General features: G+C 62.0%; 14 protein-coding genes. 10 read left to right on the top strand and 4 right to left on the bottom strand.

Annotated features, from left to right (window positions below):
• Positions 1-374: 374 nt before the first annotated feature.
• Entirely contained in the window at positions 375-1,256 is an 882-nt protein-coding gene (locus VK792_RS18725) for a LysR family transcriptional regulator (RefSeq protein WP_326299394.1), read from the top strand.
• Between the two features lie 106 nt (positions 1,257-1,362).
• Here the strand turns inward: VK792_RS18725 and VK792_RS18720 are convergent, their stop codons facing one another.
• Positions 1,363-1,512 (bottom strand): hypothetical protein, encoded by a 150-nt coding sequence (locus VK792_RS18720; protein ID WP_326299393.1) that lies wholly within the window; start codon positions 1,510-1,512, stop codon positions 1,363-1,365.
• A gap of 99 nt (positions 1,513-1,611) precedes the next feature.
• Between VK792_RS18720 and VK792_RS18715 the strand changes: the two genes are divergently transcribed.
• From VK792_RS18715 to ccoS, 5 genes are all read left to right on the top strand, one after another.
• The gene (locus VK792_RS18715) at positions 1,612-2,490 is read left to right on the top strand and encodes a LysR family transcriptional regulator (protein WP_326299392.1); all 879 of its coding nucleotides are present in this window, start codon (positions 1,612-1,614) and stop codon (positions 2,488-2,490) included.
• Positions 2,491-2,616: 126 nt separating this feature from the next.
• Positions 2,617-4,050, top strand: coding sequence for a cytochrome c oxidase accessory protein CcoG (ccoG, locus tag VK792_RS18710; protein WP_326299391.1), 1,434 nt, complete (start codon positions 2,617-2,619; stop codon positions 4,048-4,050).
• On the top strand, positions 4,050-4,514 hold the full coding sequence (locus tag VK792_RS18705; RefSeq protein WP_326299390.1) for a FixH family protein: 465 nt from the start codon (positions 4,050-4,052) through the stop codon (positions 4,512-4,514). Before ccoG ends, VK792_RS18705 begins: the two co-directional genes overlap by 1 nt.
• Positions 4,515-4,518: 4 nt before the next feature.
• The gene (locus tag VK792_RS18700) at positions 4,519-6,708 is read left to right on the top strand and encodes a heavy metal translocating P-type ATPase (protein WP_326299389.1); all 2,190 of its coding nucleotides are present in this window, start codon (positions 4,519-4,521) and stop codon (positions 6,706-6,708) included.
• A gap of 6 nt (positions 6,709-6,714) precedes the next feature.
• The gene (ccoS, locus tag VK792_RS18695) at positions 6,715-6,873 is read left to right on the top strand and encodes a cbb3-type cytochrome oxidase assembly protein CcoS (RefSeq protein WP_326299388.1); all 159 of its coding nucleotides are present in this window, start codon (positions 6,715-6,717) and stop codon (positions 6,871-6,873) included.
• An 89-nt stretch (positions 6,874-6,962) separates the two neighbouring features.
• Here the strand turns inward: ccoS and VK792_RS18690 are convergent, their stop codons facing one another.
• Together VK792_RS18690 and VK792_RS18685 are read right to left on the bottom strand one after the other, a co-directional pair.
• On the bottom strand, positions 6,963-8,426 hold the full coding sequence (locus VK792_RS18690) for a D-alanyl-D-alanine carboxypeptidase family protein (protein ID WP_435404873.1): 1,464 nt from the start codon (positions 8,424-8,426) through the stop codon (positions 6,963-6,965).
• A 206-nt stretch (positions 8,427-8,632) separates the two neighbouring features.
• A complete protein-coding gene (locus VK792_RS18685) occupies positions 8,633-9,334 on the bottom strand; it encodes an HAD family hydrolase (protein WP_326299387.1) in 702 nt (233 codons plus the stop codon).
• A gap of 106 nt (positions 9,335-9,440) precedes the next feature.
• Here VK792_RS18685 and clpS point away from each other — a divergent pair, with 106 nt between their 5' ends.
• The 3 genes from clpS to VK792_RS18670 are packed head-to-tail and all read left to right on the top strand — an operon-like array spanning position 9,441 to position 11,647.
• A complete protein-coding gene (gene clpS, locus VK792_RS18680; RefSeq protein ID WP_326299386.1) occupies positions 9,441-9,797 on the top strand; it encodes an ATP-dependent Clp protease adapter ClpS in 357 nt (118 codons plus the stop codon).
• 27 nt (positions 9,798-9,824) lie between these two features.
• The gene (locus VK792_RS18675; protein WP_326299385.1) at positions 9,825-10,811 is read left to right on the top strand and encodes a class I SAM-dependent methyltransferase; all 987 of its coding nucleotides are present in this window, start codon (positions 9,825-9,827) and stop codon (positions 10,809-10,811) included.
• Positions 10,812-10,846: 35 nt separating this feature from the next.
• Positions 10,847-11,647, top strand: coding sequence for an SDR family NAD(P)-dependent oxidoreductase (locus VK792_RS18670; protein ID WP_326299384.1), 801 nt, complete (start codon positions 10,847-10,849; stop codon positions 11,645-11,647).
• Positions 11,648-11,846: 199 nt separating this feature from the next.
• On the opposite strand, the gene rpsU is transcribed toward VK792_RS18670, so the two are convergent.
• Entirely contained in the window at positions 11,847-12,053 is a 207-nt protein-coding gene (rpsU, locus tag VK792_RS18665; protein ID WP_008207378.1) for a 30S ribosomal protein S21, read from the bottom strand.
• A gap of 113 nt (positions 12,054-12,166) precedes the next feature.
• Here rpsU and VK792_RS18660 point away from each other — a divergent pair, with 113 nt between their 5' ends.
• The gene (locus tag VK792_RS18660) at positions 12,167-12,853 is read left to right on the top strand and encodes a COQ9 family protein (RefSeq protein ID WP_326299383.1); all 687 of its coding nucleotides are present in this window, start codon (positions 12,167-12,169) and stop codon (positions 12,851-12,853) included.
• Positions 12,854-12,925: the final 72 nt, after the last annotated feature.

Here is a 12,925-nt window from a genome sequence, read left to right as displayed (position 1 = left end):
GCATCAGCATGACTCGCACGGCCAGCACCAAATGGGAATCCCAATTCGGACTCGTTTGTCGCGATCAATCCACTAGCTCACAGAAGAAGCCGCCGAATGGCAAACGGGAGTGGGCCCATTGACCGTCCGACGGCTTTCACTGTGCCCCCCAACGCATGGTGAATGTGAGGTGAAGGTCACGTACCTGCCGAAATTTCAGATACGTCCACGTCGCGGGCTAGGGTTAGTTAACAACGCAGACATCAAACCGGAAGAAACCTGACTGCATCAAACCATAACCGCAAGTTTGTCGGACTTGTGGCGGAAATTTTCTTGGCTTGCCGTCTGATTTTGGCCAAGTTGCGTTTGGGGATGTAACAAACAGGATTTTACCCATGGAGATGTCTCAAATCCGCTATGTGCTTTCTGCGGCGGAGCATCTGAATTTTACCGTCGCCGCCGAGGCCTGCAACGTATCACAGCCCGCTTTGACCAAAGGTATCAAGAAGTTGGAGCATTCCTTGGGGGCACCGCTGTTCCACCGGGAAGGCAAGCGGATCCTGGTCAGCGACTTCGGCCACACGATGATGCCGCATTTGCGCCAGATCGTGCAAGAGGCTGAAACCGCACAGGAACTTGCGCAGAACTTTCGCCTGCTGAACCAGGCGCCGCTGAAACTCGGGGTCATGTCGACGATCGGGCATCTGCGGCTGGCGCGCTTCCTGGCACGGTTTGAGAAATCCTTTTCCGGGGTCGAACTGTCGGTACAGGAAACCTCGCCCGACACGCTGCGCCGTGACCTGGCCGACGGCAAGATCGATGTCGCCGTGATGACCCAGCTGGACGACGTGAGCAGCGAACAATTCCGCATCATGCCGCTCTACCAGGAGCGCTATGTCGTGGTGATTCCGCCGGGCCATCACCTTGGCGCGCTGAACCAGATCGGGCTCCGGGATATCTCCGGCGAACCTTATGTCGATCGTCTGGCCTGCGAACTGCGAGAGATGGTCATGGGCGTCTGCGAAAGCCGCGGTGTCGAACTGTATGCCAAGTTCCGCTCGGAACGCGAAGACTGGGTTCAGGCGATGGTTCTGGCCGGGATCGGCTTTGCCTTCATGCCGGAATACTCCGTCACCCTGCCCGGCCTGATCCAGCGCCCGTTGGGCGATCCCGAGGTCACGCGCCAGATCTCGCTGTTTACCATGCCCGGGCGGCCGCACACACCGGCCCTGTCTGCCATGATGCGCGCGGCCCATATGTTTGATTGGCCAGGCTGACCCGGCCGCGTGAACCTATCGCCGAAACGGCGGGGCCTTGCGCCCCGCCGTTTTGCGTTCATGGCGTGGCTTGTGCAGCAGCGCGGGCGGGACAAAGACAATCGGATCAATCATCGCTCCGGTCCCGGTCAAACAATATCCGGTCGCCTGCGGTCCAGAACCGGGCCGGCGGCATCCAGGGCCGTTCCTTGCGGTTGGGGCGGCTGGGTCCCTGGCGGCTTGCGGTCATCATCATGTCTGCGAATATTCCTAACATTTTCTTGTCTCCTTCTTCACGATTAATTCTTGATATATTGAATAAAAAGATGACACTTGCGACTCTGGAATATGCACATCTTGTAAGGTCTTCTTACATATGGACTGGAAGGGCCTGCCCCCGCTATCGGCGCTCCGCGCCTTTGCCGCCTACGCGGAAACCGGGTCTGTCACCCGGGCGGGTGATGCGTTGAACGTGACCCACGCCGCAATCAGCCAGCAAATCCGCAATCTTGAGGCCAGCATGGGCCTGACCCTGCTGAACCGGTCCGGGCGCAGCCTGACCCTGACGCCACAGGGCGAAGTGCTGGCCGCAGCGCTTGCCGACGGATTTGGCCGCATCGCACAGGTGACAGAGGCGCTGTCGGGGGCTTCACAAGACCGCCCGCTGCACGTGGCAACAACGCCCAGCTTTGCCGCGTTCTGGCTTTTGCCACGACTGGCGCGGTTCCGCGACCGGCATTCCGCAGCGGATATCATCGTGAACCCCAGCCCGCAGTTGATCGACCCCTCTCCGGGTGGCGTTGATCTGTGCCTGCGATACGGCGGTGGAGAGTGGCCAGGGCTGCAATCGGACCTTCTGCTGAAATCTCCGGTCGTCGCCGTCGCAGCACCCGATTTACTGCCGGACAACGTCCCGCATACCCCCGACAGCTTGCGTGTCCTGCCCTGGCTTCAAGAGATGGGCACCAACGAAGCCAGCCGCTGGCTGGAGCGGCAAGGCCTGACCGAAACCCGCGTGGCCAGCATCGTGCACCTGCCCGGCCACTTGATGATCGAAGCGGTCCGCCAGGGCCAGGGCGTCGCCGTGACAGCACGAAAATGGGTCGAGAGCGACCTGAACTCCGGTCGCCTTGTAGAGCTGTTCCGCGATCCCGGCAGCGACGGCTATCATCTGGTCACCTTGCCCGGCATCCAGCGCCCGCTGGTCAAGGACTTCATCCGCTGGCTGCGCACCGAAGCACGCGATGCGCCTTAGGCGACGCTGCGAAACGACCCAAATATAAATATCAAATGTAAAAAATTGACACAGGTCAATGCCCGGCCACGGCATGACTGGAAGAAGATCAACCAACTCATAACAAGGAAGCGGAGCGATTCTGCCGTGTCCAACGCCGACCAGCCAGCCCCCCAACTTTACGAAGCACGTGAACCGATCTTTCCCCGTCGGGTCTCGGGTAATTTCCGCAATCTGAAATGGGTGCTGATGGCACTCATGCTGGGTATCTACTACATTACCCCGTGGATCCGCTGGGACCGTGGCCCGGCCCTGCCTGACCAGGCGGTTCTGGTCGATCTTGGCAATCGCCGGTTCTTCTTCTTTTTCATCGAGATCTGGCCGCATGAATTCTACTTCATCGCCGGCCTTCTTATCATGGCCGGGCTTGGCCTGTTCCTATTCACCTCGGCGCTTGGCCGGGTGTGGTGCGGGTATGCATGCCCCCAGACCGTGTGGACCGACCTTTTCATTCTTGTCGAACGCTGGGTCGAAGGCGACCGCAACGCCCGCCTGCGTCTGCACCGCCAGAAAAAGTGGGACTTCCGCAAACTGCGTCTGCGAATGACAAAATGGGTGTCTTGGTTCCTGATCGCGCTGGCCACCGGCGGTGCCTGGGTGTTCTATTTCACCGATGCCCCGACGCTGGCCGTTGACCTTGTCACCGGTCAGGCAAGCCCGGTCGCCTATACCACGATGCTGGTTCTGGCGGGGACCACCTTCTTCTTCGGCGGGTTTGCCCGCGAACAAATCTGCATCTATGCCTGCCCGTGGCCGCGGATCCAGGCCGCGATGATGGACGAAGACACGCTGACCATCGGCTACCGTGAATGGCGCGGTGAACCGCGCGGCAAGCACCGCAAGTCCGAAGGCGCCGAGAACCTGGGCGATTGTATCGACTGCATGGCCTGCGTAAACGTCTGCCCGATGGGCATCGACATCCGCGACGGTCAGCAACTGGCCTGTATCACCTGCGGCCTGTGCATCGACGCCTGCGACGACATGATGGACAAGATCGGCAAGCCGCGCGGCCTGATCGACTACCTTGCGCTGTCCGACGAACCCCGCGAACGGGCGGGCGAAGCCCCGCGTTCTGTCTGGAGCCACGTGTTCCGTGTCCGCACCATGGTCTATACCGCGCTGTGGTCGCTGGTGGGTATCGGCCTGCTGGTCGCACTTATCATGCGCCCAGAGATCGAAATGAACGTTGCCCCGATCCGCAACCCCACCTTCGTCACGCTGAAGGATGGCACCATCCGCAACACCTATGACGTGCGCTTGCTGAACAAGCACGGCGAAGACCGTCCGTTCCAGCTGACCCTGTCCGGCGATGACGACTTGTCGATTGCTCTGGAAGGGGTAGAAGGCAACACTGTGCTTGTGCCCGCGAACGAAACCTATCTGCAAAAGGTCTATGTTCTGGCGCCCAAGGACACCGCCGCCGCAGCCAGCGAGCGTACGCCGTTCAGCTTCAAGGTCGAAGACATGACCACGGGGGCCACGGCAACCCATGACACGGTCTTCAACGGGAGAGCCAACTGATGGCAAAGAAGGAGTTCAAGTTCACCGGCTACCACGCAGCGGCAGTCTTTGGTGGTGCGTTCACGGTCATCATCGGGGTGAATATCGCCCTGGCCTACAACGCCATCCGGACCTTCCCGGGGCTTGAGGTGAAGAACTCCTACGTTGCCAGCCAGGAGTTCAACGCACGCCTGCACGAACAGCAGTCACTGGGTTGGACCGTCTGGGCTGAAGAAAAGGATGGCCGGGTGATCCTGGCCATCACCGACACCGACGGAAACCCGGTGGAAGTCGATCGGCTGGACGCGGTGATCGGCCGCGCCACGCAGATCAAGGACGACCAGTCCCCCGATTTCGTCTTTGACGGACAGGCCTATGTCGCCCAAACCAACTTGGCGGACGGCAACTGGAATATCCGGATGAAGGCGGTTTCGCGCGACGGCCGGCATTTCCAACAGCGTGTGATCCTGCATGTAAAGGATTGAGTCCATGACAGCCCCGATGCGTCCCCAGGCCAGCGCCTGCCCCGCCTGCGCCGCGGCCCCTGCCGCCGAAGCACTTGCAGAACTGGACAAACCGACCGAGGCTGACATCATGCTGTCGCTGCCGGCGATCCATTGCTCGGCCTGCATTTCCACCATCGAACGCGCCCTGAACGCCGCCCCCGGCGTGCACAACGCCCGCGTCAACCTGACCCTGAAGCGCGCCCAGATCGAAGCCGATCCCGGCCTGACCGCAGCCGACATGATAGCCGTGGTCAACGGTGTCGGATACGAGGCGCATGAACTCGACGCCGGCGCCCTGCGCGCCACAGCGACGGACCGTGCGGGCCGGGATCTGCTGATGCGGCTGGCCGTGGCCGGCTTTGCCGCGATGAACGTGATGCTTCTGTCTATCGCCGTCTGGTCCGGGGCCGAAGGCGCAACGCGCGACATGTTCCACTGGATCAGCGCCGCCATTACCCTGCCGGCGATCGGCTTTTCGGCCCAGCCATTCTTCCGCAATGCCTGGAAGGCGCTGTCGGCCCGGCAGTTGAACATGGATGTGCCGATCTCTCTTGCGATCCTGCTGGCGGTGGGCACATCGCTTTGGGAAACCACGCTGTCGGGCGAACATGCCTATTTCGACGCGGCCATCGCGCTGACCTTCTTCCTGCTGGCAGGCCGCTACCTGGATCATCGCACCCGCGCCATCGCCCGTTCCGCCGCCGAGGAACTGGCCGCGCTGGAAGTGCCCCGCGCCTGGCGTCTGGACGAGAAAGGCGAGGAACAGCAAGTGTCCGTCGCGGACCTGAAGGTTGGCGACCTGATCCGCGTCCGTCCCGGTGGACGGATGCCTGTCGATGGCGAAATCGTCTTTGGGCAGTCTGAACTCGACCGGTCGCTGCTGACCGGGGAAACCCTGCCGGTCTATGCTGCGCCCGGGCAAAAGGTGTCTGCGGGCGAGGTCAACCTGACCGGTCCCCTGACCATCCGCGCCAGCGCCGTGGGGCGCGATACGTCCCTGCACCGCATGGCGGACCTTGTGGCCATCGCCGAATCCGGCCGCTCGCGCTATACATCGCTGGCCGACAAAGCGGCACAACTCTATGCCCCCGGCGTTCACATCCTGTCTGCGCTGGCTTTCGTCGGCTGGTATCTGTACACTTGGGACGCCCGCGTCGCGATCAACATCGCGGCAGCCGTGCTGATCATCACCTGTCCCTGTGCGCTGGGTCTGGCCGTCCCCGCGGTAACCACCGCCGCCTCTGGCCGGTTGTTCCGCAAGGGGCTGCTGATCAAGGATTCCACCGCGCTGGAACGCCTTGCACAGATCGATACCGTGGTTTTTGACAAGACCGGTACGCTGACCACAGGGACACCCGACCTTGCCAATCTCGGCGATTTCACCAGGGTCGAGTTGGAAGTCGCTCTGGCATTGGCCGAAGGCTCGTCGCACCCGCTGTCCGTCGCGCTGACCGCAGCCGCGCGGGCCCATGGCATCACCCCCGCCCCACTGGACAACCTGGGCGAAATCCCCGGTTACGGGACCGAGGCGACCTGGCAAGGCCGTACCGTTCGCCTGGGCCGTGCCGCATGGGTCGGCGGTGGCCAGACGCGGCAGACCTCGGCCTGGCTGGCCATCGGCGATGACCCGGCCCGTCCCTTCCTGTTCACCGACAGCCTGCGCGACGGCGCGGCAGAGGCGGTGCAGGCGCTTCAGGACATGGGCAAGAAAGTCATCCTGTTGTCCGGCGACACCCCCAGCGCGGTCGAGGATCTGGCCAAGCGGCTTGGCATCCCGCAGTGGGCCTCCGAATGCCTGCCACAGGACAAATCTGCCCGGATCCAAAGCCTGACCGACAAGGGCCAGAAAGTGCTCATGGTGGGCGACGGGCTGAACGACACCGCCGCGCTTGCTGGCGCACATGTGTCGATCTCGCCGGCGTCCGCGCTCGATGCCGCCCGCGTGGCGTCTGACATCGTGCTTTTGGGGTCCGACCTGTCGCCCCTGCCCGATGCCGTGAAAACCGCACAATCGGCGACCCGCCGCATCCGCGAGAATTTCACGATCGCGACCTGGTACAACATCATCGCCGTGCCGCTGGCCATCGCGGGATTGTGTTCGCCGCTGATCGCCGCCTTGGCGATGTCAGCCTCTTCGATTACGGTGTCGCTGAACGCATTGCGACTGAGGTAACAAGATATGAACGTCATCGCCTACCTGATCCCGATCTCGATCATACTTGGGGGCATTGGATTGCTGGGCTTTGTCTTTACCGTCAAGTCGCGCCAATACGAAGACCCCGAAGGCGACGCGCAGCGCATTCTGTCAGGCGACTACGACGACAAGCCCAAGGCCTGAGCCCGCGCCGACCGACCCCCGCAGAAAAAGAAAGGGCGCCGCAAGGGCGCCCTTAAGTTTTCGTGCCTTTTCGTAGTCGTGTTCCCGGATCAGCCGGGCCCGATCATGAAACACTGGACCTGACGCGCCTGAAGGCGACGGCAGGCCAGGTCCGCGGTTTCCCGCGTAAGCCCCATGAAATTCGCATCGAACCCGGAATTGCGGCCCACCACCTTGCGCAGCGTGCCGTCCAGCGTTTCCAGTTCCAGCAAGGCGGTCTTCAACAGTGCCTTTTCGGCGTGGAACCGCGTCGGAAAGCGCCCGACGTTGATTCCCCAATGTCGTCCGCCACTGGTGGAAAGCCGCGTGACGACCTCGCGTTCGGGCCGCGGGGCGGTTGCCTCATCGCCGGTGCTGGCCAGAAACAGGGACTCTGGCCGCATCCGCGGCAAGGGCGAATCCTCTGGCGCGATCTCGCTGGCCACAACTTCAGGCGGCACGTCCACCGCCTGTGCCTGTTTGACCAGGTCGTCGATGTCGTCCTTGACCGCATCGGCCACCAGCAAGGGCGGCGGCGCGGTGCTGCCCGGGCGTGCCTTGGGCCGCAGGCTGCGCTTGACAGCTGCAGAGGCGACGCGGATCGACTTTCCCTGCCGCCCGTCCGGATTGGGGTTTGCGGTTGTCAGGCGCTCGACCTCTGGCTTGCTACGCGCGACACCGGGCTTGTCGGGCTTGTGCAGCGCAACATTGCTGGGGGCCCGGCGGAACCCAAGGTCCAGCAATTCCTTGACCTTGGCATTGCGGCTGGCGGTCGATCGGCCACCGAACACGGTGGCGATGATCCGCTCCTTGCCACGTTCGGCAGAGGCGACAAGATTGAAACCCGCCGCGCGGGTATAGCCGGTCTTGATGCCGTCCGCCCCGGGATAGCTTTCAAGGAAGCGCGTGTTGGTATGGCTGACCGTCCGCACCCCGGCATCCGCGGTCTTGCGTTTGAACAGGTTGTAGTACTGCGGGTAGTCATAAATCAGATGCCGCCCGAGAATGCTCATGTCGCGCGCAGTGGAAAGGTGCCCCGCCTCGGTCAGGCCGTGGGCGTTCTTGAACGTCGTGCGCGTCATGCCCATCGCCTTGGCGGTGCGATTCATCCGACGGGCAAACGCCGCCTCTGATCCCTCGATCGCCTCACCGATGGCGGTGGCTGCATCGTTTGCCGATTTCACCGCAGCCGCGCGCACAAGGTACCGCAACGCGATCTTCTGGCCTGCCCGCAGGCCCAGTTTCGAAGGCGGCTCGTTCGCCGCGTTAGAGGACACGCGCACCAGCGTGTCCATGGTGATTTCACCGTTCTCGACCGCCTGAAACGCAATATATAGCGTCATCATCTTGGTCAGTGATGCAGGGTGAAGCCGGGTGTCCGCGTTGTTTGTGTACAATACCTCTCCGCTGCGCGCGTCCATGACAAGCGCAGCATAAGGGGCCGCCGCCACACTGAGCGGAAGAAAAACGATCAACCAAAGAACTGCAACGATACACAGGCCAAAGCGGCCCGGCCATAGATGCCGTCCCGTCACGATATCTTGCCTTCTCTGCCTCTTGTCCCCGCCTGTTTCCGGCAGGTGACTGTTTTTGATTGTGCAACGATAGCACAGGACCTTTTCCAAAGAAAGGATTGATCCACAAGGGTTTAGAAGGAATTTTTCATGCAGACGCTCAACATATGGGGGAAGTGGCGAATTTTTCCCCTAGACTGGCGATTGTGGCAATAACGTGGCAACGCTTATTTCAAAGACGCAACAAGCGCGGGCAGCGCGCCCAAATCAGTCATGCAGTGAAATCGCGGATGGCCGTCCGGCGTGTCCGCATGTTCTAGGTCCCAGGTCAGGTCATGGGGCACGTGCACGGCGAAGGCGCCCGCCGCCAACGCGGGCAAAATGTCGGATTTCACCGAATTGCCCACCATCATCGCCGCCCCGGCCCCGCCAGGATGGGCGCCGAAAATGCGCGCATAGGTGGCGGGGGTCTTTTGCGAAACGATCTCGACCCCGTCGAACAACTCGCCCAGACCCGATTGCGCCAGCTTGCGTTCCTGGTCCAGCAAGTCGCCCTTCGTGATCAGGACAAGGTGATGTTCCGCCGCCAACGCCGTCACCGCCTCTTGGGCGTGCGGCAACAACTCGATCGGGTGGGCCAACATGTCCTGCCCGATGCCGATCAACTCGGCGATCACCCGCGCCGGCACGCGCTCCTCTGTGACGTCGATGGCGGTTTCGATCATCGACAGCACGAACCCCTTGATGCCAAAGCCATAGTGCCCGATGTTGCGTCGCTCCGCCGCCAGCAGGCGTTCGTCCAGATGCTCGGGCGCGGCATAATCGGACAGCAACTCGGCGAATCGGTCCTGCGACAATCGAAAAAAGCGTTCGTTGTGCCATAGCGTGTCGTCCGCGTCGAAGCCGATAACCCTCAGTTTTCCGCCCATTCCGGACCTCACCCCAAACCCGCTCTTTTCTTGAAACCCGTCAACGTTATATACACTGGTGACGAAGACATCATAGACAACCGTCGGTCACGACATCCAAGGCGACATGACACAGACTTTGCACCACATCCCGCTGACAGCCGCTGGTCCCAAGATCGGGAACGGCGACGGGGATTCGAATGTCGCGCTGGAAACACGGCCCAAGACGAAGCGCCCGCCACTTTACAAGGTGCTGATGCTGAACGACGACTACACGCCGATGGAATTCGTGGTGCACGTGTTGGAACGGTTTTTCGGCATGAATCACGCACAGGCGTTCGAAATCATGTTGACGGTGCACAAGAAAGGCGTGGCCGTGGTTGGCGTTTTCAGCCATGAAATCGCGGAAACCAAGGTTGGGCAAGTGATGGATTTTGCCCGCCGCCATCAGCACCCGCTGCAATGCACCATGGAAAAGGAATGATCCGTTCCACCGGACGGGCGACACGACATGGCGCATGACCGCTTGCACTTCTGCCTCGACCAGGGCGGGCTGATCCTGCCCGAAGACGGGACCATCGCACTGTTCGGAATGCCGGGCGATGCACTTCTGCCGCTGAACGACCGCGCGCGGTTCCACGCGATCCAGACCTTTGCCCCTGATGCGCAACGTTTGCGCGCCCGAGGCATTGCCACCGAGACCAGGCCCGAAGGCCCCTATGCCGCGGCCATTGTCACCCTTCCCCGCGCCCGCGATCTGGCACAGGCCCGCATTGCCGCCGCCTGTGCCGCCACCCCCGGCGGCTTGATCGTGATCGACGGCGCCAAGACAGATGGCGTCGATGCGCTGCTCAAGGCCGCCAAATCCCGGACCCAGGTGTTGGGACAGGTCTCCAAAGCGCACGGTCGGGTGTTCTGGTTCATGGCAACCGATGCCTTTGCAGACTGGGCAGGCGCGGCAAAAACCGTTGACGGGTTTACGACACGTCCCGGTGTGTTTTCCGCGGACGGCCCCGACGCGGGGTCCGTCGCTCTGGCCGCTGTGCTGCCGCAGAAACTGGGCGGTATCGTCACCGATCTGGGCGGCGGCTGGGGGTATCTTCCGGCGCAGGTTCTGGACCGACCCGGCCTCGAAGCCCTCCACCTGGTCGAGGCCGATTTCGATGCGCTGACCTGTGCTCGTGAAAACCTGACCGACCCGCGTGTGCGATTCTTCTGGGACGATGCGACCACCTGGGAATGCCCCGCTTTGGCCGACACCGTTCTGATGAATCCGCCTTTCCATACAGGGCGCAAGGCCGACCCGGCGCTTGGGCAGGCGTTCATCGCCGCGGCCGCACGCTGCCTGAAACCGTCTGGCGCACTGTGGATGGTGGCCAACCGCCACTTGCCCTACGAAGACGCACTTGCCCGTCATTTCCGCAAGGTCGAGGAAATCCCGGGCCCGCCGGGCTTCAAGCTGATCCATGCCTCGCACCCTGCGCGCATCCGACGCTAACATTCCCTGACGCCGTCAAGACCGGAGCCTGTTTCATGTCGCTAACAATCGAAGGCAAGACAGCCATCGTCACCGGCGCCGCCAATGGGGTGGGGCTCGCCATCGCCCGACATTTTGCCGACAAGGGCGCCAACGTCATGTTCGCCGACATGGACGAAGCCCGCCTTCAGGATGAAATCGGCGACCAGCCGGAAGATACCAACATCCGCTACTTCGCGGGCGACCTGCGCGAACGTCTGACAATCGCCAACCTGTTGTCCGCCACGCTCGACGCCTTTGACCGGGTTGATATCCTGGTGAACGGCAGCCGTCAGATCATGCCGTCTGACCCGCTGGACATGGATGACGACTCGGTCATCACCCTGCTGAACCAGAACCTGATGACCTCCTATCGCCTGTCGCAATTGGTGGCCAAACGGATGATCAAGCAAGGTTGCGGGCAGGACGAAGACGCCAGCGGTGCGATCATCAACCTGTCCTCCATCGCCGCACGTCGCACCCATCCCGACCTGTTGGGCTATTCGGTGTCCACCGCCGCGCTGGATCAGATGACCCGGTCGATGGCAGTGGCGCTGGCCCCGCACAATATCCGGGTCAACGCGGTGGCGTTTGGCTCTGTCATGTCGGCCAGCCTGAAAGGCGCGCTGAAAGAAAACGCCGAATTTCGCGGCGACATCGAAACCCGTACACCGCTGGGCCGCATCGCAGCCCCGCGCGAACTGGCCGAAACGGTGCAATTCCTTGCGTCGGACGGCGCAGGCTTCACAACCGGCCAGATCCTGACGGTGGACGGTGGACGCACCCTGCTGGATACCGTCACCGCCCCGGCGCACTGAGCGGGCCAAACAACGCAGCACCGGTCCGGATCGCGTTCGGTTCCCGTTCTTCCCCGCCATGGTTACAGACCGATCGCGTCAGGCGGTCAAAACGGGTGTCCCAGACAGGCGCCTCATGGGTGCAAGAAATAACAAACCCCCGAAAGGCCGTCGCCCCGGGGGTCTGCGAAAGACACTATAAGTGTTTGGAAGCCGCTGCTCAGAGCATACCTTCGCGCTGTGCTTTCTTCCGTGCCAGTTTACGGGCACGACGGATCGCTTCAGCTTTCTCACGCGCTTTCTTCTCGGACGGTTTCTCGAAATGTTGCTTGAGCTTCATTTCACGGAAAACGCCTTCGCGCTGCAGCTTTTTCTTCAGGGCACGAAGCGCCTGATCGACGTTGTTGTCGCGAACACTAACCTGCATGTGGGTGTCACCACCTTTCTAAGTTGAAGTTGCAAGGATTTGCAGGAGGTGTCCCCATAGCAAAGGCGCCCTAACTTGTCTAGTCTGCGACCAACGAAAGAAAGGAGTCGCCGATGACCTCCGACATCTCTGCAACCCTGCTCGACGCGGCGCTGATGCACGTGCCCTTTGACGGCTGGTCCGAAACAACGTTCCGCGCCGCCGTGGCCGATACCGGCACCGATCCCACCGTGGCCCGCGCGCTGTTTCCACGCGGCGCGGTCGACCTGGCGCTGGCCTATCACCGCAACGGCGATGCCGCGATGGTGGAACGCCTGCGAAACACCGATCTTGCGACGCTGCGCTACAGCGAACGGGTGGCGCTGGCCGTGCGTTACCGGCTGGAAGTGGTCGAAGACAAAGAAGCCGTCCGTCGTGGCACAACGCTGTTTTCGCTGCCAATCTACGCCGCGGACGGCGCCAAGGCGATCTGGGGCACAGCCGACGCGATCTGGACCGCGCTTGGCGACACGTCGGAAGATGTGAATTGGTACACCAAACGCGCCAGCCTGTCGGCGGTCTATTCCTCGACCGTTCTGTTCTGGCTGGGCGACGATTCGCCGGGGCAGACCGCAACCTGGGATTTCCTTGATCGCCGGATCGATGACGTGATGCGGTTCGAAAAGGCCAAGGGCCAGATGCGCAAGATGCCCGGGCTGGGCTTGTTGATGAAGGGTGCCGACCAGATGCTTTCGGGCATTCACGCGCCACGCAAACCCGCCGCCCCCGATCTTCCCGGGCAGTGGCACATACCCAGCTAGTGGATTGAATCCAACATTTGGAACCCTCGATTTCTTGCGGCGATGATGTCGTTGGGGTCTGCCCGCCAAACG

It is taken from the genome of Mesobacterium hydrothermale (assembly GCF_035818635.1).
In the GTDB taxonomy this organism is placed as follows: domain Bacteria; phylum Pseudomonadota; class Alphaproteobacteria; order Rhodobacterales; family Rhodobacteraceae; genus Mesobacterium_A; species Mesobacterium_A hydrothermale.
The sequence above is the reverse complement of the archived record's forward strand: the minus strand, read 5'-3'. Positions and strand labels throughout refer to the sequence as shown.

Bases quoted from the DNA above. Each gene is read 5' to 3' on its own strand.
- VK792_RS18700 (WP_326299389.1), top strand. From the start codon at position 4,519: ATGACAGCCCCGATGCGTCCCCAGGCCAGCGCCTGCCCCGCCTGCGCC.
- rpsU (WP_008207378.1), bottom strand. From the start codon at position 12,053: ATGCAGGTTAGTGTTCGCGACAACAACGTCGATCAGGCGCTTCGTGCC.
- VK792_RS18715 (WP_326299392.1), top strand. From the start codon at position 1,612: ATGGACTGGAAGGGCCTGCCCCCGCTATCGGCGCTCCGCGCCTTTGCC.
- VK792_RS18675 (WP_326299385.1), top strand. From the start codon at position 9,825: ATGGCGCATGACCGCTTGCACTTCTGCCTCGACCAGGGCGGGCTGATC.
- VK792_RS18685 (WP_326299387.1), bottom strand. From the start codon at position 9,334: ATGGGCGGAAAACTGAGGGTTATCGGCTTCGACGCGGACGACACGCTA.
- VK792_RS18720 (WP_326299393.1), bottom strand. From the start codon at position 1,512: ATGTTAGGAATATTCGCAGACATGATGATGACCGCAAGCCGCCAGGGA.
- VK792_RS18660 (WP_326299383.1), top strand. From the start codon at position 12,167: ATGACCTCCGACATCTCTGCAACCCTGCTCGACGCGGCGCTGATGCAC.
- ccoS (WP_326299388.1), top strand. From the start codon at position 6,715: ATGAACGTCATCGCCTACCTGATCCCGATCTCGATCATACTTGGGGGC.
- VK792_RS18725 (WP_326299394.1), top strand. From the start codon at position 375: ATGGAGATGTCTCAAATCCGCTATGTGCTTTCTGCGGCGGAGCATCTG.
- VK792_RS18670 (WP_326299384.1), top strand. From the start codon at position 10,847: ATGTCGCTAACAATCGAAGGCAAGACAGCCATCGTCACCGGCGCCGCC.
- VK792_RS18705 (WP_326299390.1), top strand. From the start codon at position 4,050: ATGGCAAAGAAGGAGTTCAAGTTCACCGGCTACCACGCAGCGGCAGTC.
- clpS (WP_326299386.1), top strand. From the start codon at position 9,441: ATGACACAGACTTTGCACCACATCCCGCTGACAGCCGCTGGTCCCAAG.